At 39.1% G+C, this 4849-nt stretch carries 3 protein-coding genes; 1 reads left to right on the top strand and 2 read right to left on the bottom strand.

Going from position 1 to position 4849, the window contains the following annotated elements; all coding sequences use genetic code 11:
• A partial coding sequence (locus AC1DND_RS19580) for an MFS transporter (protein WP_477584173.1) occupies positions 1–884 on the top strand: 884 nt, incomplete at its 5' end.
• A gap of 20 nt (positions 885–904) precedes the next feature.
• Here AC1DND_RS19580 and AC1DND_RS19575 read toward each other — a convergent pair.
• Positions 905–1885, bottom strand: a complete 981-nt coding sequence (locus tag AC1DND_RS19575) for a glycoside hydrolase family 43 protein (RefSeq protein ID WP_477584171.1) — start codon at positions 1883–1885, stop codon at positions 905–907.
• Between the two features lie 1317 nt (positions 1886–3202).
• Positions 3203–4573 carry a dipeptidase gene (locus AC1DND_RS19570; RefSeq protein ID WP_477584169.1) on the bottom strand — a complete coding sequence of 457 codons (1371 nt, stop codon included), beginning with the start codon at positions 4571–4573 and terminating at the stop codon, positions 3203–3205.
• Between the last annotated feature and the right edge of the window lie 276 nt (positions 4574–4849).

Below are 4849 nucleotides of genomic sequence, written 5' to 3'. Positions count from 1 at the left end.
CTTTCCGACCGGCCAATTTTACAGCGGTTGCCCACTATGCCGCGGAAGGTACTTTAACGAGATCATACTCTTTAAACAGGTTGGCTACAAACATGGGCTGGTCTATAGGGATCAGTTTTGCAGGTATAATCGCTTCTATTAATTATAGATTACTTTTTATTGTTGAAGGCGTTGTAAGTATTATTGTGGGTTTGTTGATCTTATCATTTTTACCACAGGTGAAGGGCTTTATCAAAAAAGCAAAGGAAACAGCCAATAATATGATTATTATGAAACCGTGGCAAGATGCTTTCTATGTAAAGTTTATCCTTCTCACCACAATATTTATTACCTGTGCCTTTTTAATGTTCAGGATTGTGCCCGTATTTTTTAAACAAGAATGGCATATTGATGAATTCGCCATCGGCCTTATAATCGGTATCAATGGCGCTGTTATTGCCCTTTTCGAGATGGTGATGATCAATAAAATTGAGGCAAAACGATCGCCCATATTTTTCATCATTATAGGTGCTGTTCTATTTTCGGCTGCTTATGTGATACTAAGTGTTCCAATAAGTCTTCACATTGTTATGGCGATATTAACAATTGTTGTTTTTACTGCAGGGGAGATGCTTACCTTACCTTTTATAAACACCATTGTAATCAGCAGGAGTAACGCGCACAACAGGGGACTATATGCCGCAGGCTATACCTTAAGTTGGTCCTTTGCACAACTTGCTGGTCCGTATCTGGGCTTTTTAGTAGCGGAGAATCTTGGCTATAACTGGCTTTGGTTGGGATTGGCGGGTATGCTTTTATTATGCACCTGGGGATTTAATACACTGAATAAAAAGCAGGCGAAAACTGTTTTACAAAAAAGTGAAGCGCAGCTGGAAATTGAATAAAATTTCCAGCCGAACAGTATTTATTTAACTTTCTGGGCTTTTACACCTTCATTTGTGATTTTTATAGGAAGAATGTTACCGTCTGCATCAAACTTCATTTCATCAATACAGGTAACTCGATGATTGCCATCAGTTTCGGTTAAGGGTCGGCGGTGGTAAACAATGTAATATTGTCCTTTTTTCTCGTTAATAATTACAGAGTGATGGCCTGCACCGGTAGCAATGGCCGCATCCTGCTTTAATATTTTGCCAATCCGCTTAAACGGACCAAATGGCGAATCGCCAACGGCATAAGCTACTGAATAATCGGGACCAGTCCAGCCGCCTTCGCTCCACATGAAATAATATTTACCATTTCTGATGAACATATATGGCCCTTCTACATAATTATCAGGCGTAATTTCTTTAAAAGTTGTACCATCCTCAAAAGGCAAAAAGCCAGTAAAATCTTTATTCAACTTTGCAATATTGCAGTGTTTCCAGCCACCATAAATTAAATAATACTGACCATCTTTATCTTTAAACACAAACTGATCAATAGGTTGAGCGCCATTATAAAACTTATCCACTAAAGGTTTCCCTAAATGGTCTTTATACGGTCCCTCTGGTTTATCGGCAACGGCTACACCAATTCCACCAATTTCTTTATCGCTTTGAATATCATTGGCACCAAAAAACAGGTAATACTTTTTGTCTTTTTGAACAATTGCCGGTGCCCACATGGCTTTGTTGGCCCATTTTACAGCAGCAGTATCTAAAATATGCGGGTGTTTTTTCCATTTCACCAAGTCGTCTGATGAAAAGGCATCTAAAAAAACCTGTTCTTTATACCTGGCCGAATAAGTGGGATAAACCCAATACTTATTGTTAAAAATAGCAGCATCAGGGTCTGCATACCAGCCTTGAAATATTGGATTTCCAGACTGGTTAATCGTTTTAGTATCTTGAGCTAAAGAAGTAAGTCCAGATAAAAGTAAAAGAGATGAGAATAGATATTTCATGGCAGCAATTTAGAAAAAAATAGCTATTAAAAAAATTAAGGGTATTCTATTCCAGCCACAAAGAATGGAAAGTAAAAGTTCAAAGATGTCATCCTGAGGGGGTAATTTATGTTGTAAAAATCAATATGAGTGACCTACAATTGATTTCTTTTGCCCTAAGGCGCGGTCTTGCCTCGGCTCGCCGCCGCCGAAGGGCTCTTTCTTTTTGGCATCAAAAAGAAACAAAAAATGCCGGCTGAAAATTTTTCTTTTGAAGGCAGTTGTGCGGCCAGAACAGTGCAGCCCGAAAAATTTGTTAGGCCGGATTTAAGTAGAACGGGGATGCCGTGCTATGGCCCAGTTGGATGGAAACATATAATCGACATAAACCATTCATATTTAAATAATTACAAAATAACATCAATGGTAGCCTATTGAAGGACATATGTTTTTTATTTCGACTAATAAAGGTCTTCGACTCCGCTTAGACTGACAATAGAAGTTAAATTTATTTAGTTGTTTTGGAAAGCAAAACCCCAAGCCAGTTGGTTAAACCGGTCCTGCCCTTCGTTTCAAATCCTCGGCCTCATGCTTCGGCCTGTGGATTTTACACTACGGTCAGGTTTAGGTTGCAGGGCTACCATTGCTATTCAGGGCTGCAGGATGCATAAATCCTCCTAGCAATAACAAGCGTTTCCAAAAAGAACTGCACTTTATCCAATAAACCCGACAAAGCTAAATAGCCCGGAATGGAGCGCAGCGAAATGAGGACTATAAGCGATGGCGGGGCTACAGCACCTATGAAATACAGGATGCTCATTTTCATAATAAATCCCCACTCAATAAATTAGACAGGTCTTCGACTCCGCTCAGACTGACAATAAAAGTTAAATTTATTTAGTTGTTTTGGAAAGCAAAACCCCAAGCCAGTTGGTTAAACCGGTCCTGCCCTTCGTTTCAAATCCTCGGCCTCATGCTTCGGCCTGTGGGTTTTACACTACGGTCAGGTTTAGATTGCAGGGTCCGTAATACTATTTAAAGCTGCAAAATGCATTATTAGCGCCATTGCATGAACAGGTTTTGCTTTGGAGAACAGCCCGTTGTAAAATAAACCCGACAAAGCTAAATAGCCCGGAATGGAGCGCAGCGAAATGAGGACTATAAGCGATGGCGGGAAACAGCACCTATGAAAAACAGAACGCTCATTTTCAAAAAAAATCGTCACCTCGACTGAAGTTTAGCGAAATGGAGAGATCTGCTGAAAATAGATTTCTCGACTGCGCTGCACTCCGCTCGAAATGACGATCTGTTACGTCAGAACGGATAATTAAATCAAGCTTATTTGCTCAGTTCTGCGAAATATTTATGGAATAACGGCAAAGTCTCTATTCCTTTATAATAATTGTAGATATCATATTTCTCGTTTGGCGAGTGTAAAGCATCACTATCTAAACCGAAGCCAAAAAGCACCGATTTAATACCCAATGCATCTTCAAACAAGGCCACAATAGGAATACTGCCTCCGCCTCGTGTTGGAATAGCCTTTTTACCAAAACTATCTTCAATTGCTTTTTCGGCTGCCTGGTAAGCAATACTATCAGTTGGGGTCACCACTGGTTCGCCGCCGTGATGAGGTGTAACCTTTACCTTTACATTTTTAGGCGCAATGCTTTCGAAATGTTTGGTAAAAATCTCGGCAATTTCTTCTGAGCTCTGGTGTGGAACCAAACGCATAGAAATTTTTGCATTGGCTTTACTTGGCAATACGGTTTTTGCACCTTCACCAATATAACCGCTCCAAATTCCGTTTACTTCTAAAGTTGGACGGGTACCTGTACGCTCTAAAGTTGAATAACCTTTCTCGCCCCAAACTTCTCCGATATCTAAATCCTTTTTGTATTCTGCTTCGTCGTAAGGTGCAGAATTTAATGCTTTTTTCTCCTCATCTGTTAAATCAAGTACTTTATCATAAAAAGCAGGGATAGTGATGTGGTTATTTTCATCGTGTAATGAAGCGATCATTTTACAAAGGATGGTAGCTGGATTAGCCACTGCCCCACCATAAACTCCAGAGTGTAAATCGCGGTTCGGACCAACTACTTCAACTTCCATGTAAGCTAAACCGCGTAAACCGGTTTCGATTGATGGATGTTCCATACTAATCATCGAAGTATCAGAAATTAAGACTACATCGGCTTTTAAACGCTCGGCATTCGCTTTTACAAAAATACCCAGATTTGCAGAACCTACCTCTTCTTCACCTTCGATCATAAATTTAACGTTGCAGGCCAAAGTATTGGTTTGCATCATTAATTCGAATGCTTTTACGTGCATATAAAACTGTCCTTTATCATCGCAAGCGCCGCGGGCATAAATTTTACCATCGCGTACTGTAGGCTCAAAAGGTGGTGTATGCCAAAGTTCTAATGGATCTGCCGGTTGAACATCGTAATGACCATATATTAAAACAGTGGGTAAAGAAGCATCTATAATTTTTTCGCCATAAACAATAGGATATCCTGCGGTTGGGCAAATTTCTACCTGATCTGCACCTGCATCTTTTAATTTCTGAGCAACATAATCAGCTGTTTTTAAAACATCGCCTTTGTATTTCGGATCAGCACTTACCGATGGAAAACGCAATAACTCAAACAACTCATCTAAAAAACGTTGTTTGTGCGTTTCTACATAATTTTTAATCTCTTGCATAACAAAATGAATTTGGACAAATATAGGCTTTACCAAATAAAAAGGCACTTAAGCGGTTAATAAATTATCCCCATAGCGGGGTAAAATTTTGCTTATAGCCACACGGTTAATGGGTTTAATTATTTTTTTTAAGATCCAAAATCAGGGTTCTATTTTTTAAACTTAAAACGCGTCTTTTAACAAATACAAAAAAATGATTTAATGTTTGTAAAAAAATATAGCACAGCATTAATTATATCTACTTTTTTGTAAATTGCGCCAATAACAGATATCCTT

The sequence above is a fragment of the Pedobacter sp. 01N416 genome (genome assembly GCF_056399685.1).
This window is presented reverse-complemented; position numbering and strand designations above follow the sequence as displayed.